20 protein-coding genes and 1 other annotated feature (1 of these 21 cut by a window edge) are annotated in these 24670 nt (G+C 42.7%); of the genes, 19 read left to right on the forward strand and 1 reads right to left on the reverse strand.

The window, feature by feature from the left end; translation table 11 throughout:
* Positions 1-198 (forward strand) — a binding site (T-box leader) (it extends 49 nt beyond the left edge of the window).
* A 122-nt stretch (positions 199-320) separates the two neighbouring features.
* The 13 genes from ilvB (at position 321) to yihA (ending at position 17376) form a co-directional block, all read left to right on the forward strand.
* Positions 321-2045, forward strand: a complete 1725-nt coding sequence (ilvB, locus tag AMR95_RS11475) for an acetolactate synthase large subunit (RefSeq protein ID WP_025092480.1) — start codon at positions 321-323, stop codon at positions 2043-2045.
* Positions 2042-2560, forward strand: a complete 519-nt coding sequence (gene ilvN, locus AMR95_RS11480; protein WP_007501584.1) for an acetolactate synthase small subunit — start codon at positions 2042-2044, stop codon at positions 2558-2560. Before ilvB ends, ilvN begins: the two co-directional genes overlap by 4 nt.
* Positions 2561-2578: 18 nt before the next feature.
* Entirely contained in the window at positions 2579-3607 is a 1029-nt protein-coding gene (gene ilvC, locus AMR95_RS11485; protein WP_024423187.1) for a ketol-acid reductoisomerase, read from the forward strand.
* On the forward strand, positions 3594-5147 hold the full coding sequence (locus AMR95_RS11490; protein ID WP_039180437.1) for a 2-isopropylmalate synthase: 1554 nt from the start codon (positions 3594-3596) through the stop codon (positions 5145-5147). Before ilvC ends, AMR95_RS11490 begins: the two co-directional genes overlap by 14 nt.
* A gap of 18 nt (positions 5148-5165) precedes the next feature.
* Entirely contained in the window at positions 5166-6263 is a 1098-nt protein-coding gene (leuB, locus tag AMR95_RS11495; RefSeq protein WP_058838322.1) for a 3-isopropylmalate dehydrogenase, read from the forward strand.
* 40 nt (positions 6264-6303) lie between these two features.
* On the forward strand, positions 6304-7719 hold the full coding sequence (gene leuC, locus AMR95_RS11500; RefSeq protein WP_039180431.1) for a 3-isopropylmalate dehydratase large subunit: 1416 nt from the start codon (positions 6304-6306) through the stop codon (positions 7717-7719).
* Positions 7720-7732: 13 nt separating this feature from the next.
* Entirely contained in the window at positions 7733-8332 is a 600-nt protein-coding gene (gene leuD / locus AMR95_RS11505; protein WP_047202464.1) for a 3-isopropylmalate dehydratase small subunit, read from the forward strand.
* A 125-nt stretch (positions 8333-8457) separates the two neighbouring features.
* On the forward strand, positions 8458-9465 hold the full coding sequence (gene ddcA, locus AMR95_RS11510; RefSeq protein WP_058838323.1) for a DNA damage checkpoint antagonist DdcA: 1008 nt from the start codon (positions 8458-8460) through the stop codon (positions 9463-9465).
* Between the two features lie 240 nt (positions 9466-9705).
* A complete protein-coding gene (gene tig, locus AMR95_RS11515; RefSeq protein WP_058838324.1) occupies positions 9706-10980 on the forward strand; it encodes a trigger factor in 1275 nt (424 codons plus the stop codon).
* 251 nt (positions 10981-11231) lie between these two features.
* Positions 11232-12497, forward strand: coding sequence for an ATP-dependent protease ATP-binding subunit ClpX (gene clpX, locus AMR95_RS11520; RefSeq protein ID WP_024423180.1), 1266 nt, complete (start codon positions 11232-11234; stop codon positions 12495-12497).
* Between the two features lie 137 nt (positions 12498-12634).
* The gene (lonB, locus tag AMR95_RS11525; RefSeq protein ID WP_041086484.1) at positions 12635-14296 is read left to right on the forward strand and encodes an ATP-dependent protease LonB; all 1662 of its coding nucleotides are present in this window, start codon (positions 12635-12637) and stop codon (positions 14294-14296) included.
* A 171-nt stretch (positions 14297-14467) separates the two neighbouring features.
* Complete coding sequence (lon, locus tag AMR95_RS11530) at positions 14468-16792, forward strand: endopeptidase La (RefSeq protein ID WP_058838325.1); 2325 nt, start codon at positions 14468-14470, stop codon at positions 16790-16792.
* A complete protein-coding gene (yihA, locus tag AMR95_RS11535; RefSeq protein WP_024423177.1) occupies positions 16789-17376 on the forward strand; it encodes a ribosome biogenesis GTP-binding protein YihA/YsxC in 588 nt (195 codons plus the stop codon). Before lon ends, yihA begins: the two co-directional genes overlap by 4 nt.
* Before the next feature lie 209 nt (positions 17377-17585).
* On the opposite strand, the gene AMR95_RS11540 is transcribed toward yihA, so the two are convergent.
* Complete coding sequence (locus tag AMR95_RS11540) at positions 17586-18071, reverse strand: hypothetical protein (protein WP_034279808.1); 486 nt, start codon at positions 18069-18071, stop codon at positions 17586-17588.
* Positions 18072-18313: 242 nt separating this feature from the next.
* Between AMR95_RS11540 and hemA the strand changes: the two genes are divergently transcribed.
* From hemA to hemL, 6 genes are read left to right on the forward strand one after another with little or no spacing between them, the layout of a single operon-like run.
* A complete protein-coding gene (gene hemA / locus AMR95_RS11545) occupies positions 18314-19681 on the forward strand; it encodes a glutamyl-tRNA reductase (RefSeq protein WP_039180415.1) in 1368 nt (455 codons plus the stop codon).
* Positions 19682-19688: 7 nt separating this feature from the next.
* Positions 19689-20519, forward strand: coding sequence for a cytochrome c biogenesis protein (locus AMR95_RS11550; RefSeq protein ID WP_039180413.1), 831 nt, complete (start codon positions 19689-19691; stop codon positions 20517-20519).
* A gap of 37 nt (positions 20520-20556) precedes the next feature.
* A complete protein-coding gene (gene hemC / locus AMR95_RS11555; protein WP_034279812.1) occupies positions 20557-21489 on the forward strand; it encodes a hydroxymethylbilane synthase in 933 nt (310 codons plus the stop codon).
* Complete coding sequence (locus AMR95_RS11560) at positions 21486-22277, forward strand: uroporphyrinogen-III synthase (protein ID WP_039180408.1); 792 nt, start codon at positions 21486-21488, stop codon at positions 22275-22277. Before hemC ends, AMR95_RS11560 begins: the two co-directional genes overlap by 4 nt.
* Positions 22277-23245, forward strand: a complete 969-nt coding sequence (hemB, locus tag AMR95_RS11565) for a porphobilinogen synthase (protein WP_029706177.1) — start codon at positions 22277-22279, stop codon at positions 23243-23245. The genes AMR95_RS11560 and hemB overlap by 1 nt, the downstream gene beginning before the upstream one ends.
* Positions 23246-23272: 27 nt before the next feature.
* Positions 23273-24565: a glutamate-1-semialdehyde 2,1-aminomutase gene (hemL, locus tag AMR95_RS11570; RefSeq protein ID WP_058838326.1), complete on the forward strand. Its 1293-nt coding sequence runs from the start codon at positions 23273-23275 to the stop codon at positions 24563-24565.
* The last annotated feature ends 105 nt before the right edge of the window (positions 24566-24670 follow it).

Consider the following 24670-nt stretch of genomic DNA (forward strand, 5'->3'; position numbering starts at 1 on the left):
AGCCGGTGCTAGCTGGAAACCGGTGTTACTTTCTAAAGTGAACTCACCTCTGAGTGTCTGCTTGAAATGATAGTAGGGCAGGCCGAGTGACATTGCTCACTCGTTACCAAAATGGACGAAAGATGTCCATGAGACGGCAACAGGGTTTGCCGTGAACAAGGGTGGTACCGCGAAAAACAAAGCTTTTTCGCCCCTTTGACCTAGTGAAAAGTAGTGTCATTGTGGGGTGAGAAGGCTTTTTTATATGGTCTCATATCTCTATCTTGAATGGAAAAGGGTGAAAGGACTTGACTGAAGCAAGACAAAGAGGAGGAAATCAAATGGGGACAAATGTACAAATGGAGACGGAAAAATCAAAAGCACCACAAACGATGAACGGTGCACTCATGTTAATTGAAGCACTCAAAAGAGAAAAAGTAGAAGTCATTTTCGGCTATCCAGGCGGAGCAGTTTTACCAATCTACGATAAAATTTACGATTCTGGTTTATTTCATGTTCTGCCAAGACATGAGCAGGGAGCGATTCACGCAGCAGAAGGATACGCAAGAGTATCTGGTAAACCAGGTGTTGTCATTGCAACATCAGGGCCTGGAGCGACAAACCTTGTGACAGGAATTGCAGATGCGATGATTGATTCACTTCCCCTAGTTGTATTCACAGGGCAGGTGGCAACGTCAGTCATTGGATCGGATGCTTTCCAAGAAGCAGATGTACTCGGCATCACAATGCCAATTACAAAGCACAGCTACCAGGTGAGAAATCCAGAGGAATTACCGGGTGTCATCAAAGAGGCATTCCATATTGCAACAACAGGCAGACCTGGTCCAGTATTGATCGATATTCCAAAAGATGTCGCAGGCATTGAAGGAACGTTTGAATATGACCAGCCAATTGATTTACCTGGTTATCAGCCAAAAGTAGAGCCGAACTATTTGCAAATTCGCAAATTAGTAGAAGCTGTCAGCAGAGCGAAAAAACCAGTCATTCTAGCAGGAGCCGGCGTTCTTCATGGCAAAGCATCTGAAGAATTAAGACAGTATGTAGAGCAGCAGCAAATCCCAGTCGCTCATACATTGCTTGGACTTGGCGGATTCCCGGCAAAGCATCCTCTTTTCCTAGGGATGGCTGGTATGCATGGCACATATGCAGCAAACATGGCTCTTCATCAATGTGACCTGCTCATTTCAATCGGAGCAAGATTTGATGACAGGGTAACAGGCAACCTCAATCATTTTGCGAAACATGCGAAGGTCGCTCATATTGACATCGACCCAGCGGAAATTGGCAAGAACATTCATACCCATATCCCAGTTGTTGGAGACAGTAAGCTCGTTCTTGAAGAGCTGATCAAGCAAGACGGGAAGCAAGGGGAATCAGACGAATGGAAAAATCAATTAGATCAGTGGAAGGAAGAATATCCACTCTGGTACGTTGAAAACGAAGCTGAAGGTTTTAAACCTCAAAAGCTGATTGAATACATTCATCAATTCACAAAAGGTGAAGCCATTGTCGCAACTGATGTCGGACAGCATCAAATGTGGGCGGCACAGTTCTATCCTTTTGAAAATGCAGATAAGTGGGTCACATCTGGAGGACTTGGCACAATGGGCTTCGGATTACCAGCAGCCATCGGCGCCCAGCTTGCTGATCAAGAGGCAACCGTTGTAGCGATTTTAGGAGACGGAGGTTTCCAAATGACCCTGCAAGAACTTGCCGTTATCCGTGAGCTGAACCTTCCAGTCAAAGTGATTGTACTCAATAATCACAGCCTTGGAATGGTAAGACAATGGCAAGAAATTTTCTACGAAGAACGCTACTCGCATTCTAAATTTTCAGAGCAGCCAGACTTCGTGAAATTATCTGAAGCTTATGGCATTAAAGGAATCAGAATCTCATCAGACGAAGAGGCAAAAGAAAAGCTCGAAGAAGCCTTAACCTCTAGAGAGCCTGTTTTCATCGATGTCAATGTAGCGAGAGATGAAAAAGTATTCCCGATGGTAGCACCAGGGAAAGGACTTCATGAGATGGTGGGGGTGAAACCTTGAAAAGAATTATTGTGTTGACTGTATTAAATCGATCAGGCGTACTGAACAGAATCACAGGCCTCTTTACCAAAAGACACTACAACATTGAAAGCATTACGGTCGGCCATTCTGAGATTCAAGATGTATCACGCATCACGTTCGTCGTCCATGTAGACCAAGAGAAAGACATCGAACAGCTGACAAAACAGCTGAACAAACAAATCGATGTTCTGAAAGTAACAGACATTACAAACCAATCAATCGTTCAGCGAGAGCTGGCTTTGATAAAAGTCGTATCTGCACCAGCATCTAGAATGGAGATCACGGGGGTCATTGAACCTTTTAGAGCTTCTATTGTAGATGTGAGCAGAGAGAGTGTCGTCATTCAGGTGACAGGTGAGTCTTCAAAAATTGAAGCACTCATTGAATTACTTAAGCCATACGGCATTAAAGAAGTCGCCAGAACTGGCACCACGGCCTTTGCGAGAGATAATCAGCAAAAGCCGCAAACAAATAAAACAATTTCAATTGTCTAAACAAAAGGAGAGAGTCAAATGGTAAAAGTATATTATAACGGTGATATTCAAGAAAACGTATTAAATGGTCAAAAGGTAGCTATCATTGGTTACGGATCACAAGGTCATGCACATGCATTGAACTTAAAAGAAAGCGGCGTAGATGTCATCGTTGGCGTGAGAAAAGGCGGATCTTATACAAAAGCACAAGAAGACGGTCATCAAGTATTCACAGTAAAAGAAGCAGCAGCACAAGCAGACGTCGTCATGGTACTACTTCCAGATGAGCAGCAAAAGAAAGTATATGATGAAGAAATCAAAGATCAATTAGAAGCTGGAAACTCACTTGTATTCGCACACGGATTTAACGTTCACTTCCATCAAATTGTTCCTCCAAGTGACGTAGACGTGTATCTAGTAGCTCCAAAAGGTCCAGGACACCTTGTGAGAAGAACATATGAGCAAGGCGCTGGTGTACCTGCCCTATTTGCTATCTATCAAGATGTATCTGGTCAAGCGAAAGACAAAGCACTTGCTTATGCGAAAGCGATCGGCGGAGCAAGAGCGGGCGTTCTTGAAACAACATTTAAAGAAGAAACAGAAACGGATCTTTTCGGTGAGCAGGCAGTTCTTTGTGGAGGTCTTACTTCACTAGTGAAAGCAGGTTTCGAAACGTTAACAGAAGCTGGTTATCAGCCAGAGCTTGCATACTTCGAGTGTCTGCATGAACTTAAATTAATCGTTGACCTTATGTATGAAGAAGGATTAGAAGGCATGAGATATTCAATCTCTGATACAGCACAATGGGGTGACTTCGTATCAGGACCACGCGTTGTAGATGCAAAAGTAAAAGAATCGATGAAAGCTGTTTTGACTGATATCCAAAACGGAACTTTTGCAAAAGAATGGATCGTTGAAAACCAAGTGAATCGTCCACGTTTCAATGCAATCAATGCAAATGAAAATGAGCACCAAATTGAAATCGTTGGTAGAAAGCTTCGTGAAATGATGCCTTTCGTTAAACAAGGAAAGAAAAAGGAAGCGGTGAGCGTCGGTGCGGAAAATTAATTTTTTTGACACAACACTTCGAGATGGAGAGCAATCACCAGGAGTGAACTTAAATGCACAAGAAAAGCTAATTATTGCAAAGCAGCTTGAGCGCCTTGGGGTTAATATCATTGAAGCGGGTTTTCCCGCTTCATCCCGAGGGGATTTCTTAGGCGTACAAGAAATAGCAAGAACGATTAAAAACTGTTCTGTTGCTGGTCTTGCACGATGTGTGAAAGGTGACATTGATGCTGCATGGGAAGCATTAAAAGATGGAGTGGAGCCAAGGCTTCATGTCTTTATTGCTACTTCTGACATTCACCTGAAGCATAAACTAAAGAAAACACGTGAAGAAGTCGTAGAACAGGCTGTCGCAATGGTGAAATATGCGAAAGAACGTTTTCCAGTTGTCCAATGGTCAGCAGAAGATGCGTGCCGTACAGATCTTGCTTTCTTGGCAGAAATTGTAGAAAAGGTCATTGACGCTGGGGCGAGTGTCATTAACTTGCCAGATACAGTTGGATACCTAGCGCCAAAAGAGTACGGGAATATCTTTAAATATATGAAGGAACACGTTCCGAATATCGACCGCGTTAACTTGTCCGCGCACTGTCACGATGATCTAGGAATGGCTGTGGCAAACTCACTTGCTGCCATTGAAAATGGAGCAGATCAAATTGAAACGGCTGTCAACGGAATTGGCGAGCGCGCTGGAAATGCCGCGTTAGAAGAAATTGCAGTAGCTCTTCATATTCGAAAAGACTTTTACCAGGTCGAATCAACGATTCAATTGAATGAAATTAAGCGTACAAGTGATGTAGTGAGCAAATACTCAGGAATGATTGTGCCGCGTAATAAAGCAGTCGTTGGAAACAACGCTTTTGCACATGAATCAGGTATTCACCAAGATGGTTTCCTCAAAGAAAAAACAACCTATGAAATTATTTCTCCAGAGCTTGTCGGTGTGACAACAGATGTGCTTGTCCTTGGAAAACACTCCGGAAGACACGCGTTTAAAGACCGCATGAAAACACTAGGCTTTAAACTAACGGAAGACGAAATCAATAAATTCTTTGAGACTTTCAAGAACTTGACAGAGAAGAAGAAAGAAATTACAGATGATGATTTGATCTCTATTATATTAGAAGAAAAAGTAGCAGATCGAAAAATTGGCTACGAATTTGAAAGTCTGCAAGTGCATTATGGAACAGAACAAATGCCAACAGCAACAGTTTCTCTAAAAAACCAAGAAACACAGGCAGTCATTCAAGAAGCAGCTACAGGTGCAGGCAGTGTAGAAGCTGTGTACAACACGCTTGAGCGCTGTATGGAAGAAAGAATTCATTTGCTGGACTACCGCATTCAATCAAATGGAAAAGGCAGAGATGCACTAGCAGAAGTATATGTCACTGTTTCAATAGAAGGAAAAGAAACAGCAGGACGTGGTGTAGCGCAAGATGTGCTTGAAGCATCGGCGAAAGCTTACGTCAATGCAGTGAACAGACATTTAATCTTCAAATCAAATCTAATTGAAATTGAGAAACATCACGCGATCTCATAGGAAAGGAGGAAGGTTCTCATGAAAAAGAAAATTGCACTTTTGCCCGGCGATGGAATCGGACCGGAAGTCGTGACATCTGCAGTCGCTGTCCTTCAAGAGACAGCGGCTCAATTTCAGCACGAATTCGAATTTGAAACTGCGCTCATTGGCGGTATCGCAATAGATGAAAAAAACAACCCGCTTCCAAAGGAAACAGTAGATGTATGCAAAAGCGCTGATGCGATTTTATTAGGAGCAGTCGGCGGACCAAAGTGGGATCAAAACCCGCCAGAGCTTCGTCCAGAAAAAGGCTTGCTCGCCATTCGTAAGCAGCTGGACTTATTTGCTAACATCCGCCCTGTAAAGGTGTTCGATAGCTTAAGCGAGGCATCTCCATTAAAACAGGATCACATTAACGGAGTCGATTTCGTCATCGTTCGTGAATTAACAGGCGGCCTCTATTTTGGTGAACCAAGCGAACGCTATACAGATGATGAAGGAAAAGAAGTTGCTGTTGATACGCTCCTTTATACAAAGGAAGAAATTGTCCGCGTATTAAAAGAAGCGTTCGATATGGCCTTAACGAGACGGAAAAAAGTGACGTCTGTGGATAAAGCGAATGTTCTTGCTTCTAGTAAACTATGGCGTGAAGCAGTAGAGGAAGTTGCTTCTCGATATCCAGAAGTTGAATTTGAGCATATGCTCGTTGACAATGCCGCCATGCAGCTGATTTACAAGCCCGCTCAATTTGATGTCATTGTGACAGAGAATATGTTCGGCGACATTTTAAGTGATGAAGCTTCGATGATTACTGGATCACTCGGCATGCTGCCATCTGCTAGTTTATCAAGCACAGGCCTTCATTTATATGAGCCAATTCATGGTTCAGCACCCGATATTGCGGGGCAAAACGTTGCAAACCCTCTGGCAACCATTTTATCAGCAGCAAGCTTGCTTAGAACATCCTTTGCATTAGAAGAAGAAGCGGCTGCAATAGAAGACGCTGTGGAAGCTGTTCTTGCCTCTGGCAAACGAACAAAAGATTTAGCAGCAAAAGAGGGAACATATCAAACGACTGAAGAAATCACTAATGCGGTTGTAGACGCACTCAAGCAGCGCGTGCAAACCATTGTATAAATAGAATCTTGTGGAATTAGATAGAGGGAGGAAAAGGGTTATGCCTCGAACAATCATCGAAAAAATATGGGATCAGCATATAGTCAAAAGCGGCGAGGGGAAACCAGACCTTTTATATATTGATCTGCACTTGGTGCATGAAGTGACATCACCTCAAGCATTTGAAGGATTAAGACAAAAAGGGCGCAAGGTGAGAAGACCTCAAAATACGTTTGCGACGATGGATCACAACATCCCAACTGTGAATCGATTTGTGATTAAAGATGAGATTGCTAAAAAGCAAGTGAGTGCCTTAGAGCGCAACTGTGCGGAATTTGGCGTTCGTCTTGCTGATCTCCACAGTGTTGACCAGGGAATCGTCCATGTCGTTGGACCGGAGCTTGGATTGACACTTCCGGGGAAAACAATCGTTTGTGGAGATAGTCATACATCAACTCACGGCGCGTTTGGCGCACTTGCCTTTGGGATCGGTACAAGTGAGGTTGAACATGTACTTTCTACACAAACACTTTGGCAGCAGCGTCCGAAAACGCTAGAAATTAGAGTAGACGGAAAGCTTCAAAAAGGGGTAACCGCCAAAGATGTCATTTTAGCCGTCATTGGTGCACACGGCGTGAAGTTCGGTTCAGGTTATGTCATTGAATACACTGGGGAAGTATTCAGAAACATGACGATGGATGAGCGGATGACTGTTTGTAATATGTCGATTGAAGCAGGCGCGAGAGCAGGATTGATTGCACCTGATGAAGTCACCTTCGAATATTGCCGCGGCCGCAAATATGCACCGCAGGGCGAAGATTTCGAAGCAGCTATTAAAGAATGGGAAGAACTTAGAACAGATCCAGGTGCAACCTACGATAAAACCATTGTGTTAGATGGAAATAAGATTTCACCAATGGTTACGTGGGGAATTAACCCAGGAATGGTACTGCCTGTGGATGCATCAATTCCAGGACCTGAGGACTTTGCACAAGAAGATGATCAAAAAGAAGCGATTCGTGCTTACGAATACATGGGAGTCCATCCGCATCAGCGTATAGAAGATATTACGATTGAGCATGTCTTTATCGGCTCATGTACGAACTCAAGAATGACTGATTTACGCCAAGCCGCTTCTATGATTGAAGGACAAAAAGTAGCAGATCATGTCAGAGCGATTGTGGTGCCTGGCTCTCAAAGTGTCAAATTGCAAGCAGAAAAAGAAGGTCTTCATGAAATCTTCCTTGAAGCAGGATTTGAATGGAGAGAATCAGGCTGCAGTATGTGCCTTAGTATGAATAACGATGTGGTACCGGAGGGCGAACGCTGTGCGTCCACATCAAACCGTAACTTTGAAGGGCGTCAAGGGAAGGGTGCGAGAACGCATCTTGTCAGCCCGGCAATGGCTGCAATGGCTGCGATACATGGCCGATTTGTCGATGTCAGGAAGTTTAATCAAGAGAAAACAGTCGTGTAAGGAGTTGTCATAGATGGAGCCTTTAGTCACTCATAAAGGGAAAGCCGCTGTGCTTAACCGTATCAATGTAGATACAGATCAAATTATTCCGAAGCAATTTTTAAAAAGAATCGAACGAACAGGATATGGCCGCTTTGCCTTTTTCGACTGGCGTTATTTAGCCGATGGCAGCCCAAATCCAGATTTCGAACTGAATCAGCCGATCTATGAAGGAGCATCGATTTTGATCGCAGGAGAAAACTTTGGCTGCGGATCATCTAGGGAACATGCTCCTTGGGCGCTTGATGATTATGGCTTTAAAATTGTCATCGCACCATCATTCGCAGATATATTTCATCAAAACTGCTTTAAAAATGGGATGCTTCCGATTCGCCTTGATTATGATGTGTGGAAAACCTTCGCAGCGTCATATGAGAACAAAGGGTATGAGATGACGGTTGATCTTGAAAAACAGCAAATAGAAGATCACGAAGGGAATATCACCCCTTTTCAAGTCGACCCTCACTGGAGAGAAATGCTCCTAAATGGTTATGATGAGATTTCATTAACATTACTACTAGAAGATGACATTCAAGCATTTGAAGAAAAGCGCAGCAACTGGCTGCGCGCTTAAGCAACGAGAAGCTGTCCGCCCGAGGTGTGACGGCTTCTTTTTTGCATGAAAACCTCTCGTTACTTGTGTTTACTAATCTTCGTTGGTAAACTGATAAAAAATATGCGCCCGAAAGGAACGTAAGCATGAAGCATGACAAGAAGAAAGATAATGTCATTTTGTTTCCTGGTCTGAAAGAAAGACTGATTGAAAAAGGAATGGCAGCATTAAAAGATAAACAGTATCAAGAGGCGCTTCACTTGTTTTCAGAAGCAAAATCGTATGATGACGATGAAGAATCCGATATTCACCTCGGAATGGCAATTTGTTTTCTGGAGCTGGGGGAGCTGCAGGATGCAAAGCGTGTTTGTGAAAAAATGCTGCATGAAGGATATGGCCACTATTTCACTGTGCTCCAAGTGTATATGACGATCTTAATTCAGCTGAAAGAATATGAAGAAGTTAAACAGACGATTGAGGCTGTGCTCGAGGAAAACCACCTTCCAGCAGAAAGCGCGGAGCATTTTTACAAGCTGCTCGAATTTAGCAGAAAAATGATTGAATCACCTGAAGAGATTTTAGATGAAGATGAGGACGCCGGAAGTGAGGTCAACCTAGATGACATGCTGAAGCGGCCGGAAGAACAGGTCCAGTTCATCCATTCATTGAAAGACCGGAATATCACACCGCACATGGGTCTATTAAATACAATCTTACAAAATCCCGATGGGAACCCTTTGGTCAAATCAATGATCCTGCAGCTTCTGGCAGATCATGATGTGGCAAAGCCGGTTCATGTGACAAAATTCGGTGATTCTTTAACACTTATTCCTTCTGAGGCTGTAAAGCCAGAGCAGATGCCGCTTCTTCAGCAAGTCCTTCGTATGCTCGATGACACGCTCGGCAATGAGAACCCAACCCTTTACCAAGGCGTGGAAGAGCTATGGCGCCGGCACTTATTTGTGCTGTATCCATTTCTTCCTAAGTACACAGATCCGAGTCTTTGGGCAGCGGCACTTCATAAAGTCGGCTATGAAATGCATGGGATCGAGATTGAACTCGAAGAATTGCATCTATTGTATGAATTTAACGAACGAGAGCTGAGAGAAGCTTGCACAATGCTGAAAGATATTGAAGAAATTTCTTATTTGTAATTTGTCGATTTAGTTGAAAGACGGACTTGTTATGTTATAATATAATGGTTGTATTTGTGCATATATAGTGCAGTTGTCAGATTCCAACGGTTGAAAGACGATATGTATAATCAAGTCAAATGTTGTATACATAATGCAAGCTTCTTAGCGGAGTGCGTGGTTTTTGATTGGACGAAGTCTTTATGATGCTTTAGAATGGAGCAACGCACAATCTGAATAGATTTTTGGAGGGAAACACACATGTCAGTAAAATGGGAAAAACAAGAAGGTAACGAAGGCGTTCTAACTGTAGAAGTTGACGCTGAAACATTTAACAAAGCACTTGATGATGCATTTAAGAAAGTGGTTAAGCAAGTATCAATCCCTGGATTCCGTAAAGGGAAAGTACCACGTGGTCTTTTCGAGCAGCGTTTTGGTGTAGAATCTCTTTATCAAGATGCATTAGATATTCTTCTTCCAGTTGAATATCCAAAAGCAATCGACGAAGCTGGTATCGAGCCAGTTGACCGCCCTGAAATCGATGTTGAGAAAATCGAAAAAGGCGAAAGCTTAATCTTCACTGCAAAAGTAACAGTGAAACCTGAAGTGAAACTTGGTGACTACAAAGGTCTTAACGTAGAAAAAGACGACACAGCTGTTACTGATGAAGATGTACAAGAAGAGCTTAAAGGCATGCAAAACCGTCAAGCTGAGCTTGTTGTCAAAGAAGAAGGCGCAATCGAAAACGGCGATACAGTTGTTCTTGATTTCGAAGGATTCGTTGATGGAGAAGCATTCGAAGGCGGAAAAGCTGAGAACTACTCTCTTGAAGTAGGTTCTGGTTCATTCATCCCTGGTTTCGAAGAGCAATTAGTTGGTCTTGAAGCTGGCGCTGAAAAAGACGTAGAAGTTACATTCCCAGAAGAATACCATGCTGAAGACCTTGCAGGTAAACCAGCTGTATTCAAAGTGAAAATTCATGAAATCAAAGCAAAAGAACTTCCAGCACTTGACGATGAGTTCGCTAAAGATGTTGATGAAGAAGTAGAAACACTTGCTGAGTTAACTGAAAAAACGAAGAAACGTCTTGAAGAAGCAAAAGAAAACGAAGCAGAAGGAAAACTTCGTGAAGAGCTAGTTGCGAAAGCTTCTGAAAATGCGGAAGTTGACATCCCACAAGCGATGGTTGACACAGAGCTAGACCGCATGATGAAAGAATTCGAACAACGTCTTCAAATGCAAGGAATGAACCTTGAGCTTTACTTCCAATTCTCTGGACAAGATGAAAATGCGCTTAAAGAGCAAATGAAAGAAGATGCTGCTAAACGCGTAAAATCTAACCTAACACTTGAAGCAATTGCTGCTGCAGAAAACTTACAAGTGTCTGACGAAGAAGTGGAAGAAGAACTTTCAAAAATGGCTGAAGCATACAACATGCCAATTGAAAATATTAAACAAGCGATCGGATCTACTGAAGCAATGAAAGAAGATCTAAAAGTTCGTAAAGCAATTGATTTTCTTGTAGAAAACCGTTAATATGGTGCATAATAATAAAACAGGGCGCGAGTGACTCGTGCCTTGTTTTGTACAATTTTTGACTTATCATCGCTTCTTTTGGAAACGATAGTGTAAGTCGCATCTTTCTGTCATACATATCTCAATGTGCGGTGTTAGAAACACATCGTTACCGTCTTTTAGGAAAGTATGGTAAAATGCATACATACTGGACCCAGAAAGGTAGCTGACTGTTAGCTACAGGCAAGTGAAGAAGAATAAGGGGTGAAAGAATGTTTAAATTCAACGAGGAAAAAGGTCAATTAAAATGCTCGTTTTGCGGAAAAACGCAAGATCAAGTGCGTAAACTGGTCGCAGGACCTGGCGTATATATATGTGATGAATGTATCGAGCTTTGCACGGAAATAGTTGAAGAAGAGCTCGGCACAGAGGAAGAAGTTGAATTCAAGGATGTTCCGAAGCCTCATGAAATTCGGGAGATTCTTGATGAATATGTCATCGGACAAGACAATGCGAAAAAATCCTTAGCTGTAGCGGTTTATAACCATTACAAACGGATCAATTCCAACAGCAAGATTGATGATGTTGAGCTTTCGAAAAGTAATATTTCTATGATTGGACCAACAGGAAGCGGTAAAACATTACTTGCTCAAACACTTGCTCGTATTTTAAATGTTCCATTTGCGATCGCAGATGCAACATCATTAACTGAAGCAGGTTATGTTGGTGAAGACGTAGAGAATATTTTACTAAAGCTGATCCAGGCAGCGGATTATGATGTAGAAAAAGCGGAAAAAGGCATTATCTACATCGATGAGATCGATAAAGTAGCAAGAAAATCAGAAAACCCTTCTATCACTCGTGATGTATCTGGGGAAGGTGTCCAGCAAGCCCTTTTGAAAATTCTTGAAGGAACAGTTGCTAGTGTACCGCCTCAAGGTGGACGTAAGCATCCTCATCAAGAATTCATTCAAATCGATACAACAAATATCCTCTTTATTTGTGGTGGAGCCTTTGACGGCATTGAGCAAATCATCAAACGCCGCTTAGGTCAAAAAGTAATTGGATTCGGTGCGGAAAATAAAGTCGAAGATCTTGAAAAAGAAGTCCTTCTATCAAAAGTACTGCCAGAAGACTTGCTTCGCTTCGGTTTAATTCCAGAATTCATCGGTCGTCTACCGGTTATTGCAAGCCTAGAGCCGTTAGATGAAAAAGCACTTGTAGAGATCTTGACGAAGCCTAAAAATGCGCTCGTTAAGCAATATACAAAAATGCTTGAGCTTGACGATGTAGAGCTTGAATTTGAAGAAGATGCTCTTAGCGAAATTGCGAAAAAAGCAATTGAGCGTAAAACAGGAGCTCGTGGTCTTCGCTCGATCATTGAAGGCATCATGCTTGATGTGATGTTTGACCTTCCATCTCGTGATGATATTGAAAAATGTGTCATCACTGGTGCAACGGTTGCTGATGGTGAGCCGCCGCGTCTTGTGTTAAAAGATGGCACAGTCGTCAACAAAGATACAAAAACATCTGCATAAAGAGAAGTCTCACTCCTGAATCATTTTGATTCAGGAGTTTTTTATTTATCGTGGAAGACGTGTTTATTCCGTCCAGCTCTAGGAAATACTAGCAGACAGAAACCAATACATACGATAGATGAAGGAGGGAGCACCGATTGAGCTGGACAGGAATCGTATTATTTATACAGCTGTTCTTTGGTATCGTCATCGGGCTGTACTTTTGGAACTTACTGCGAAATCAGCGCACACAAAAGGTGACGATAGACAAAGAATCAAAGAAAGAAATGGAAGCACTCAGAAAGATGCGCTCAATCAAGCTGAGTGAGCCTTTATCAGAGAGAGTCCGGCCAAAGGGATTTCAAGATATTGTAGGGCAGGAAGACGGCATTCGTGCTCTAAAAGCAGCGCTTTGCGGACCGAATCCTCAGCATGTTATTGTCTACGGCCCACCGGGAGTTGGAAAAACAGCCGCTGCCCGTCTTGTCATGGAAGAAGCGAAACGTCATGCTGATTCACCGTTTAAGAAAGATGCGGTATTTGTGGAGCTCGATGCCACAACCGCAAGATTCGATGAACGGGGCATCGCAGATCCACTCATTGGTTCCGTGCATGACCCGATTTACCAAGGGGCGGGAGCGATGGGACAGGCAGGCATTCCGCAGCCAAAACAAGGAGCCGTTACGCATGCTCATGGCGGGGTTCTGTTTATTGATGAAATTGGTGAACTGCATCCGATCCAAATGAACAAAATGCTGAAAGTCCTTGAAGATCGGAAAGTATTTTTAGACAGTGCCTACTACAGTGAGGAAAACACCCAAATTCCGAATCACATCCACGATATTTTTCAGAATGGGCTTCCGGCTGATTTCCGGTTGATTGGTGCTACGACAAGAACACCTGAAGAAATTCCACCAGCCATTCGCTCAAGGTGTTTGGAAATTTTCTTTAAGGATCTTGACCAGCATGAACTGAAAATTGTTGCTGCTAAGGCTGTCCAAAAAATCCAAAAGGAATTAAGTGATGAAGGGTTGAACCTGTTAACCTCTTATGTGAAAAATGGTCGTGAAGCAGTCAATATGGTGCAGATCGCCGCTGGAATGGCCGTCACAGAAAACCGAAAAGACATCACGATCGAAGATGTCGAGTGGGTCATTCATTCAAGTCAGCTGACACCAAGATATGAACAAAAAGTACCGGAAAAGCCAAAAGTCGGGGTAGTGAATGGTCTGGCTGTCTACGGACCAAACAGCGGTGCCCTGCTTGAGATTGAAGTGAATATATGTAAGGCGCTTGAAAAAGGCAGTATCAACATTACAGGCATTGCAGAAGAAGAAAGCATTGGCAGTCAGTCTAAATCCATTAGACGAAAAAGTATGGCCAAAGGATCTGTTGAAAACGTATTAACAGTGCTGAGAAACTTAGGCATACGGACAAATGAATATGACATCCATATTAATTTCCCAGGCGGTGCCCCGATTGATGGACCGTCTGCTGGGATTGCCATGGCGGCGGCGATTTTCTCTGCCATTCATCAAATCCCGATTGATCATCTGACAGCAATGACAGGTGAAATCGGATTGCAGGGTCAGGTGAAGCCGATCGGCGGTGTGATACCGAAGATTAAAGCGGCGAAACAAGCTGGTGCCACAACCGTGATTATTCCTTATGACAACCAGCAGTCGATCTTAAAAGAGATTGAAGGCGTCACCATTGTGCCTGTGAAGCACTTCCAAGAGGTGCTGGATCAGTGTTTGGTCAACCCGCCAGACGAGAAGAAAGATGGACTAGAAGAGGAAATGAAAAGAAAATCTGTTTAATCCCCATCACATATGGGGATTTTTTAGTGAAATAGATCTTTTTTTCTTTTTCAAGATAAAAAGAAAGGGTATACTACGGTAAGATCATCATTTCTCAAGTCTTTTACATTGTACAAGACTGAAACAGGTATATTATAATGATTCATACTAGTGACGGAGGTGTCAATCAACATGGCAGATGAAATCAAAAAGAATGTTCCGCTCCTCCCATTGCGAGGCTTGCTTGTTTATCCAACAATGGTCTTGCATTTGGACGTTGGACGCGAGAAGTCTGTTCAAGCATTAGAACAGGCGATGATGAACGATCATATGATTTTTCTAGCAACACAGCGGGAAATTTCAATAGATGAACCAGGTGAAGAGGAAATTTTCAAAGTCGGCACCTACACAAAAATCAAACAAATGCTGAAGCTGCCGAATGGAACGATTCGTGTACTCGTAGAGGGCTTAAATCGAGCGCATATCGAATCATATGTGGAGCTTGAGGACTATACGTCCGTCGATATTAAAGAATTGGCAGAAGAAGATTTAAAGGACGCAGAAGCAGAAGCACTCATGCGCACTTTGTTAGATCACTTTGATCAGTACATAAAAATTTCAAAAAAAATCTCAGCTGAAACATATGCAACGGTGACGGATATTGAGGAACCGGGGAGAATGGCAGATATCGTCGCTTCTCACCTGCCGCTTAAATTAAAGGACAAACAAGAAGTACTGGAAACAGTGGATGTTAAAAAACGTCTGAACCGTGTCATCAGCTTAATCCACAATGAAAAAGAAGTGCTGGAGATTGAAAAGAAAATTGGTCAGCGCGTCAAACGTTCAATGGAACGAACGCAAAAAGAATATTATTTGCGTGAACAAATGAAAGCCATTCAAAAGGAGCTAGGTGACAAAGAAGGAAAAACGGGCGAAGTCAGTTCATTAATGTCTAAAATCGAAGAGTCCAGCATGCCGGATTCTGTTCGTGAAACGGCACTAAAAGAATTGAACCGTTATGAAAAAATTCCTTCAAGCTCTGCGGAGAGCTCTGTCATTCGAAATTATATTGATTGGCTGATCAATCTTCCATGGGGCATCTATACAGAAGATCGTCTAGATTTAAAGCTGGCAAGTGAGATTTTAGATGATGAGCATCATGGGCTGGAAAAGGTCAAAGAACGTGTGCTTGAATACCTTGCTGTACAAAAGCTGACCAATTCATTAAAAGGACCGATTCTTTGCTTAGCAGGACCTCCTGGGGTAGGGAAAACGTCACTTGCCAAATCGATTGCTAAATCACTTGACCGAAAGTTTATCCGTATCTCTCTTGGCGGTGTGCGTGATGAATCTGAGATTCGTGGACATAGAAGAACGTATGTAGGCGCGATGCCAGGCCGCATCATTCGCGGGATGAGCAAGGCAGGCACAATGAATCCGGTGTTTCTTTTAGATGAAATTGATAAGATGTCCTCTGATTTTAGAGGTGATCCGTCTTCTGCGATGCTTGAAGTGCTGGATCCAGAGCAAAATCACAACTTTAGCGATCACTATATTGAAGAGACATTTGATTTATCACAAGTGTTATTTATTGCCACTGCCAACAATTTAGCAACCATTCCGGGCCCACTTCGTGATAGAATGGAGATTATCACGATTGCAGGGTATACAGAGGTTGAAAAAGCAGAGATTGTGAAAGATCACCTTCTGCCGAAGCAGCTAAAGGAGCACGGATTAAAGAAAGGGAACTTGCAGCTTCGTGAAGCAGCGATTTATGATATGATCCGCTATTACACAAGAGAAGCAGGAGTCCGCGGGTTAGAGCGTCAGCTTGCGGCCATTTGCCGAAAAGCGGCAAGAGCGATTGTGGCTGAAGACCGAAAACGCATCACAGTGACGGAAAAGAACTTATCTGAATTCCTTGGAAAAAGACTTTACCGTTATGGTCAGGCTGAAACAACAGACCAAGTGGGGGTTGTTACAGGACTTGCGTATACGACAGTTGGCGGAGACACCCTATCAATTGAGGTATCACTCTCGCCTGGTAAAGGCAAGCTCTTGTTAACAGGTAAGCTTGGTGATGTCATGAGAGAATCTGCACAGGCGGCATTCAGTTATATTCGTTCCAAAGCAGATGAACTGAACATTGATCCTAATTTTAATGAAAAGCACGATATTCATATCCATGTTCCAGAGGGTGCGGTTCCAAAGGACGGGCCATCAGCTGGTATCACCATTGCGACGGCTCTTGTATCAGCACTAACAGGACGTCCTGTATCAAAAGAGGTTGGTATGACAGGAGAGATAACGTTAAGAGGAAGAGTGCTTCCAATTGGCGGACTAAAAGAAAAAGCATTAGGCGCACATCGTGCAGGATTGAAAACCATTATTCTTCCAAAGGACAATGAGAAGGATATTGATGATATTCCTGAAAGTGTGAGAGAAGGACTAACCTTTATTCCGGTCTCACATTTAGATGAGGTGCTTGAGAAAGCGTTGGTAGGAGAGGGAAGATGAAAGTAACAAAATCAGATATCGTCATTAGTGCGGTGAAACCAGAGCAGTACCCGAGCGGCGGACTGCCTGAAATCGCGCTTGCTGGACGATCAAATGTTGGAAAGTCCTCGTTCATCAACTCATTGATTAATCGTAAAAATTTAGCGCGTACGTCTTCTAAACCAGGTAAGACACAGACGCTTAATTTCTACATTATTAATGATATGCTCCATTTTGTGGACGTTCCGGGCTACGGCTTTGCCAAAGTATCAAAAACAGAGCGCGAAGCCTGGGGTAGAATGATCGAAACGTATATTACAATGCGTGAAGAATTAAAAGCAGTTGTCCAAATTGTGGACCTGCGTCATAAGCCATCAGTAGATGATGTGAACATGTATGAATTCCTTAAATATTACGGAGTTCCCGTGATCGTCATCGCTACAAAAGCGGATAAAATTCCAAAAGGCAAATGGGAAAAACATGCGAAAGTCGTCAAACAGACGCTCGACATTGACCCATCAGATGAACTCATCTTATTCTCTTCTGAAACAAAAAAGGGGAAAGATGAAGCCTGGAATGCGATCCTTGCGAAAGTAAACGGCTAAAAAAAGCATCTGCGATGAGCAGATGCTTTTTTACATTAGTTTTCTTTTCAGCGTGAGATGAAAACCCTTGAAGTCTAGAAAGGACGAGTACTGGCGCGGAGCGAATTTGATATTCGTGAGCACCAGCACGCAGGACTGACACCGAATGCGAGGGTTTGTCTTCTCGCTGAAGGCATCTGCGATGAGCAGATGCTTTTTTATTGTATAAGTTATTTCCTTTTTAAAAATAATAAGAGGAGACTGACAGCAATCAGTACATAAGGCCAGTACAATTCAAAGCCAGAAGTAGGAATCGAAAGGGAACTTAGCTGTTTTGTAATTTGCTGAAAGAAATAAAGGAACAGACCGAGTGCGATCAGCACAACACTTTCAATACGATATTCTTTTTTCTGAGATGATTTCACAAAGAGTGCAAGTCCTACGATGAATACAATCATTGTAAATGTGTCTGGCCAGTGGTCCAATTTAGGCTGAAGAATAAAGTGTAGCGAAAGGCCTGTCATAAGCATACCGATAAACACATGAGCGCTTTCTTGCTCCTTCTTTCCTTGATATAAAAAAGCGAGTCCAAAAAGCAGTACAAGTGTATACCATTTCTCTTGATCCTTCCAAATGTCAAATTGACCTCCTGAGAGAATGGCATATAGCGCTACAGCCAGTAAAGTAAGCGGCAGCAAAATGGATTTCTTCTTCAAAGATGTCACCTTCTTTTAAGCAGATCATTTGTCCGCACGCGCCAAATCTGGTAAATTGCTTGAAGTGATGATATGGCATAAACGGTGTCGAACATTTTTCTACTATATCACAACATTTTTGAAATCTGTTCACAATTTTTATCCAGTTAAAAATGAATATATGTTATAATCATTATAAATAATAAATTCTATATTGTAATTATTATAAATTAGACAGGGCGTTGGGGGTGCAAGCTGAAGTTATGCATATTCTTGTTGTGGGTTTAGATTATAAAACAGCCCCTGTTGAGATACGGGAACAGCTGAGCTTTGAACCGAGTGAGCTCGGAACAGCGATGTCCAAGCTTAAAGAAGAAAAAAGCATTCTAGAGAATATCGTCATCTCAACATGTAATCGAACAGAGATCTACGCAGTAGTAGATCAGCTTCATACTGGACGGTTTTATATAAAAAGATTTTTAGCCGATTGGTTCGGTTTAGAAAAAGAAGATGTCTCTCCGTATTTGAAGTTCTATGAAAACGATGGAGCGGTTGAGCATTTATTCCGTGTGGCCTGTGGACTTGATTCCATGGTGATTGGTGAAACGCAAATACTCGGTCAAGTACGCTCAAGCTTTAAAGTAGCTCAAGAGGAGAAGACCATTGGTACCGTTTTCAATTATTTATTTAAACAGGCGGTCACTGTTGCAAAACGCTCTCATGCGGAAACGGATATTGCGTCTAATGCCGTATCTGTCAGCTATGCAGCGGTTGAGCTTGCCAAAAAAATCTTTGGACGTCTTTCTGATAAGCATGTCCTGATTCTTGGCGCGGGCAAAATGGGCGAACTGGCGGCTCAAAACCTTCAAGGGCAAGGAATTGGCCAAGTAACGGTCATCAACCGAACGTTTGAGAAGGCAAAGGAATTGGCCGGTCGTTTTTCAGGAGAGCCTAAGAGCTTAAACCAATTAGAAAAAACATTATCCGAAGCGGACATTTTAATCAGCTCAACGGGTGCGAAACAATTTGTCATTACAAAAGAAATGGTCGAAAGTGCGAATAAAAAGCGGAAGGGCAGACCTCTATTTATGGTAGATATTGCTGTGCCCCGTGATTTAGATCCAGCCATTTCTGAAGTAGAAGGTGCTTTTTTGTATGACATTGATGACCTTGAAGGCATCGTGGCTGCTAACTTAAAAGAGCGCCGTGCAGTGGCTGAGCAGGTTGAGCTCCTGATTGAAGCAGAAATTGTAGAATTTAAGCAATGGCTGAATACGTTAGGTGTTGTTCCAGTCATTTCTGCACTTAGAGAAAAGGCACTCACAATTCAAGCCGATACGATGCAGAGTATTGAGCGAAAGCTTCCAAACCTCACAAACCGTGAAATGAAGCTGTTAAATAAACATACGAAAAGCATCATCAACCAAATGCTGAAAGATCCTATCTTAAAGGCAAAAGAAATTGCCGCGGAGCCAAATGCAGAGGAAAAACTTTTACTCTTTAAAGAAATCTTTGATTTACAGGTTGAAGATGAAGAGCAAAAGGTCGAACCTGTACAGGTGGAGCAAGGGGCATTTCAGCTGTTCAAACCAAATATGGCACAAGGCTTTGCTACAGTTGCCAGTGAGTGATTAAGCGATGATGGAATCCATTGTAGCGAGACTCAATGAAGCAACGATCTTAATCTATGCACTAAGTGTCTTGTTCTATTTCATAGATTTTCTTCAACACAACCGGAAGGCTGGAAAAATGGCTTTCTGGTTGCTTTCTATTGTCTGGCTGCTGCAAACAGTCTACATGTTCTATATTATGATGGAAACAGACCGATTCCCTGTGTTGAATGTAGCAGAGGGGTTATATTTTTATACGTGGGTGCTTGTGACACTTTCACTTGTGCTCACAAAGATATTGCGCGTTGAATTTATTGTCTTTTTTACAAATGTGATCGGTTTTTCCATGATGGCGATTCACACCTTTACACCATCTGACCTCCATTCAGCAGAACTAACGGGGAAGCTGACGAGTGAACTGCTCGTGATTCATATTACGATGGCGATTTTATCCTACGGTGCCTTTTCACTTTCTTTTGCATTTTCACTGCTTTATCTCTTTCAATATCGTTTGCTGAAAAAGAAAAAATGGGGAAAATGGCTTTTGAGAATTGAAGACTTATCAAAGCTGGATCATATGGCGTACGTATTAAACATTATTGGTGTGCCAATGCTTTTGCTTAGTTTAATTCTTGGCATCATTTGGGCATATATCTCGTATGATACGTTGTACTGGACAGATGCAAAGGTGCTTGGTTCGTTTATTATGCTGTTTTTATATGGCTTTTACTTATATATCAGATTGGTGAGAAATATGCAGGGCAAAATCGTGGCATTTTGGAATGTCGCTTCATTCCTTGTGCTGATGATCAATTATTTTCTGCTTGGTAGCTTATCAACCTTTCATTGGTTTCAATAATGATGAGTCTTAAAGGCATTGTCGGGAGGAAGACGTATTGCGTACAATTAAAGTAGGTTCTAGACGAAGTAAGCTGGCAATTACACAAACAAAATGGGTCATTCAAAAGCTGTCTGAACTAAACCCTTCTTATTCTTTTGAAATAAAAGAAATTGTAACAAAGGGTGATCAGATTTTAGATGTGACTTTATCTAAGGTTGGCGGAAAAGGACTGTTTGTTAAAGAGATTGAGCAGGCGATGTTGAATCATGATATTGATATGGCGGTGCACAGCATGAAGGATATGCCGGCAGCTCTTCCGGAAGGTTTAGTGATTGGCTGTATTCCTGAGCGTGAAGATGTGCGGGATGCACTTATTTCGAAGGATCATCTAAGTCTCAGCGAACTGCCTAAGGGTGCAATTGTGGGAACGAGTAGCTTACGGCGCAGCGCACAGCTTCTTCAGGAAAGACCAGATCTTGAGATTAAATGGATTCGAGGAAACATTGATACGAGATTGGAAAAGCTGAAAAATGAAGAGTATGATGCCATTATTCTAGCGGCTGCCGGTCTGTCCAGAATGGGATGGAGCAAAGAGGTTGTGTCGGAATTTTTATCTCCTGAGACGTGCCTTCCAGCCGTTGGACAAGGCGCGCTGTCGATTGAGTGCCGCGGGGATGATGAAGAGCTGTTGCAGCTTCTCGCCCAATTCACGAATGAATATACGAAGAAAACGGTCCTCGCAGAAAGAGCCTTCCTCAAACAAATGGATGGAAGCTGTCAGGTGCCGATCGCTGGCTATGCAACGATGAATGAGCATAATGAAATTGAACTAACAGGTCTTGTTGCATCTGCTGATGGGCACACAATTATTCGAGAAACCGTCACAGGCACTGACCCTGAAGCAATTGGGACAGCGTGTGCGAAGCAGATGGCCGATAAGGGAGCAAAGGATTTGATCGACAAGGTGAAAAAGGATCTGTCTCAATGAGCATAGGCAAATCGCTTCACGGACAGACGGTGCTTGTCACTCGAAATGAACGTCAAGCGGGCGTGTTTCAGCAAAAGATTGAAGCGCTGAACGGCCATGCGGTTTTAACCTCTCTTATTCGGTTTGAGCCTACGCTCACAAAAGAAAAAGCGCAGGACTTTTTAAAGGACTTAGAAAATAGCCAATGGCTTGTTTTCACGAGTGTGAATGGTGCGTCTTTTTTTCTGAACTACATAAAAGACCATCATTTCCAAAAGAGCTTATCCCATTTAAAAGTGGCTGCTGTAGGAGAGAAAACCTCTGCCTATCTTGAGCAGCACGGCTTGAAGGTGGATGTTGTGCCAGAACGATTTATAGCGGAAGAACTGGCAGATGCATTACTTGACCATGTACGCCCAGGAGATCGTGTGTTTGTAGCAAAAGGGCATCTATCACGAGATGTGGTGAAAGAGACCCTCGTTCCGCTCGGCATAGAGGTAAAAGAATGGATTTTATATGAAACAGTCAAGGATGAGGATGGAATTGCTGCTCTTAAATCGGCAATGACGAAGCAATCATTTGATTTTATTACATTTACGAGCTCATCTACTGTTCATTCTTTTATGCATGTGATGGAAGCAGATGCAGCGATGCTTGCTGCATCTGACACCTGTTTTGTGACGATCGGTCCTCTGACAAAAGAGGCACTGCTTCAATACGGGATTTCTTCTGAAACCCCAGATACTTATACGATAGACGGAATGCTTGATTTGATGTGCCGTTTATCTGAAAGGAAGTTGAACCATTGATGAAATTTAACAGACACCGCAGATTGCGGACAAGCGCAGGAATGAGAGAATTAGTCAGAGAAACCTTTTTAAGACCATCTGATTTCATTTATCCGATCTTTTTTGTAGAGGGAGAAAATGTCCGAAAAGAAGTCTCTTCAATGCCAGGTGTGTATCACATTTCTGTAGATCTTGTGAAAGAAGAAGTCCAAGAGCTTGTTGATCTTGGCATCAAATCGATCATTGTATTTGGTGTGCCAGATCATAAAGATCATGTAGGCAGTGAGGCGTATCACGATCACGGCATTGTTCAAAGAGCAACGCTTGAGATCAAAAAGCATTTCCCAGAGCTCGTGGTCATTGCAGACACTTGCTTATGCCAATATACAGATCACGGACATTGCGGAATCGTTGAAGATGGAGAAATTTTAAATGATGAATCTCTTCAGCTATTAGCGAAAACGGCTGTCAGCCAAGCGCGTGCAGGTGCAGATATCATCGCGCCTTCAAATATGATGGACGGATTTGTTGTTGCCATTCGTGAGGCACTGGATGAAGCAGGCTTTATTCATGTACCAGTCATGTCTTATGCCGTGAAATATGCAAGTGCTTTTTACGGTCCGTTCCGTGATGCAGCACATAGTACACCGCAGTTTGGAGATCGTAAAACATATCAAATGGACCCTGCAAACCGTTTAGAGGCTCTAAGAGAAGCGCAATCTGATGTAGAAGAGGGAGCTGACTTCTTGATTGTCAAACCATCTCTTTCTTACTTAGACATTATGCGTGATGTGAAAAATGAATTTACACTCCCTGTTGTTGCTTACAATGTGAGCGGAGAGTATGCAATGGTGAAAGCCGCTGCTCAAAATGGGTGGATTTCTGAAAAAGAGCTTGTTCTGGAAATGCTGACAAGTATGAAACGTGCAGGAGCAGAACTCATCATTACGTATCATGCAAAAGATGCAGCAAAATGGCTCTCAGAATAAAGAACGGATAGACAGGAGGACATTGAAATGGGACGTAGCTATGAAAAATCAAAACAAGCATTTGAAGAAGCACAGCATTTAATGCCTGGTGGTGTCAACAGCCCTGTGCGTGCATTTAAATCAGTCAACACAGACCCGATTTTTATGGAACGAGGCAAAGGTGCCAAGATCTATGATATTGATGGAAATGAATACATTGATTATGTCTTATCATGGGGACCGCTGATTTTAGGGCATACGAATGATCGTGTCGTTGAAAGCATTCAGCGAGTAGCGGAACACGGGACAAGCTTCGGTGCTTCTACGTTAGTTGAAAATGAATTAGCTAAACTTGTATCAGAGCGTGTTCCTTCCATCGAAGTCATTCGCATGGTCAGCTCTGGTACAGAGGCGACGATGAGTGCACTTCGTCTAGCTCGCGGTTTTACAGGCAGAAATAAAATTGTGAAATTTGAAGGCTGCTATCATGGCCACGGTGATTCTTTGCTCATTAAAGCAGGTTCTGGAGTGGCAACGCTTGGACTGCCTGATAGTCCTGGTGTTCCTGAAGGGACTGCAAGCAACACGATCACAGTGCCGTACAATGATTTAGAAAGCATTCAAGTTGCTTTTCAAGAATTTGGCGACGATATCGCTGGTGTCATTGTAGAGCCGGTCGCAGGAAATATGGGGGTTGTCCCTCCGCAAGAAGGTTTCTTGCAAGGACTGAGAGACATTACGGAGCAATACGGATCATTACTCATTTTTGATGAGGTCATGACTGGCTTCCGTGTGGATTATCACTGCGCGCAAGGCTATTTTGGCATCACACCTGATCTGACGTGTCTTGGTAAAGTCATTGGAGGCGGTCTTCCAGTCGGTGCTTATGGCGGAAGAGCGGATATTATGAGACAAATTGCGCCAAGTGGTCCAATTTATCAAGCAGGAACGTTATCTGGTAACCCTCTTGCGATGACAGCAGGCTTAGAAACTCTAAAACAGCTGACACCTGAGTCTTATGAAGAGTTTAAACGAAAAGGTGACCGTTTAGAAGAAGGTATTTCGAAAGCAGCAAAAGCATACGGAATTCCATTAACGTTTAACCGTGCAGGTTCCATGATCGGATTCTTCTTTACAAATGAAGAAGTGATCAATTATGACAAAGCGAAAACAGCTGATCTTGCTTTATTCGCTGAATTTTACAAGGAAATGGCCGATCACGGTATCTTCCTCCCGCCTTCTCAATTTGAAGGACTATTCCTGTCAACAGCTCATACAGATGAAGACATCGAATATACAATTGAGACAGTGGAAAAGGTTTTTCAAAAACTACGTCGATAAAACAAAAGCCGATATGGAGACATATCGGCTTTAGATTGTTGACAAAGGCTAAAATGATCTTGATTTTAGCCCTTTGTCTTTTTTCAGCGTGATAGAAAACCTTTG

Origin of the sequence: Bacillus sp. G1(2015b), assembly GCF_001482475.1 — a bacterium.
Classification (GTDB): Bacteria; Bacillota; Bacilli; order Bacillales; family Bacillaceae; genus Bacillus; species Bacillus safensis.

Bases quoted from the DNA above. Each gene is read 5' to 3' on its own strand.
- ilvB (WP_025092480.1), top strand. From the start codon at position 321: ATGGGGACAAATGTACAAATGGAGACGGAAAAATCAAAAGCACCACAA.
- ilvC (WP_024423187.1), top strand. From the start codon at position 2,579: ATGGTAAAAGTATATTATAACGGTGATATTCAAGAAAACGTATTAAAT.
- leuB (WP_058838322.1), top strand. From the start codon at position 5,166: ATGAAAAAGAAAATTGCACTTTTGCCCGGCGATGGAATCGGACCGGAA.
- leuC (WP_039180431.1), top strand. From the start codon at position 6,304: ATGCCTCGAACAATCATCGAAAAAATATGGGATCAGCATATAGTCAAA.
- leuD (WP_047202464.1), top strand. From the start codon at position 7,733: ATGGAGCCTTTAGTCACTCATAAAGGGAAAGCCGCTGTGCTTAACCGT.
- ddcA (WP_058838323.1), top strand. From the start codon at position 8,458: ATGAAGCATGACAAGAAGAAAGATAATGTCATTTTGTTTCCTGGTCTG.
- tig (WP_058838324.1), top strand. From the start codon at position 9,706: ATGTCAGTAAAATGGGAAAAACAAGAAGGTAACGAAGGCGTTCTAACT.
- clpX (WP_024423180.1), top strand. From the start codon at position 11,232: ATGTTTAAATTCAACGAGGAAAAAGGTCAATTAAAATGCTCGTTTTGC.
- lon (WP_058838325.1), top strand. From the start codon at position 14,468: ATGGCAGATGAAATCAAAAAGAATGTTCCGCTCCTCCCATTGCGAGGC.
- yihA (WP_024423177.1), top strand. From the start codon at position 16,789: ATGAAAGTAACAAAATCAGATATCGTCATTAGTGCGGTGAAACCAGAG.
- hemA (WP_039180415.1), top strand. From the start codon at position 18,314: ATGCATATTCTTGTTGTGGGTTTAGATTATAAAACAGCCCCTGTTGAG.
- AMR95_RS11550 (WP_039180413.1), top strand. From the start codon at position 19,689: ATGATGGAATCCATTGTAGCGAGACTCAATGAAGCAACGATCTTAATC.
- AMR95_RS11560 (WP_039180408.1), top strand. From the start codon at position 21,486: ATGAGCATAGGCAAATCGCTTCACGGACAGACGGTGCTTGTCACTCGA.
- hemB (WP_029706177.1), top strand. From the start codon at position 22,277: ATGAAATTTAACAGACACCGCAGATTGCGGACAAGCGCAGGAATGAGA.
- hemL (WP_058838326.1), top strand. From the start codon at position 23,273: ATGGGACGTAGCTATGAAAAATCAAAACAAGCATTTGAAGAAGCACAG.